Annotated in this window: 1 protein-coding gene; it reads right to left on the reverse strand. The window is 63.5% G+C overall.

Features of this window, described 5'->3' with window-relative positions; genetic code table 11:
* Nucleotides 1-95: 95 nt before the first annotated feature.
* The coding region (locus RMT89_RS46475) for a peptidoglycan-binding domain-containing protein (protein ID WP_399499149.1) at nt 96-233 on the reverse strand (138 nt) is incomplete at its 5' end.

Raw genomic sequence — 233 nt, forward strand, 5'->3', positions numbered from 1 at the left:
CAAAGACACGCGGATCCGCCTGATCTGTCTTTGGTGCGAAAATACCTCGGGGGGAATCTCCGGCAGGAGATGGGGGGCAGCGCCCCCCTGCCCCCTTATCGCAGCCCGCGCAGCACCGTGTCTTGCAGCATCGCCGTCAGCATCGCATTGGTCAGATAGCCGGTTTGCGGCATCCCGCGCGCTTTTTGATAGGCGCGGATGGCGCGGCGGGTCTGATCGTCGAACTTGCCATC

The sequence above is a fragment of the Streptomyces sp. P17 genome, from assembly GCF_032436805.1.
Taxonomy (GTDB): domain Bacteria; phylum Actinomycetota; class Actinomycetes; order Streptomycetales; family Streptomycetaceae; genus Streptomyces.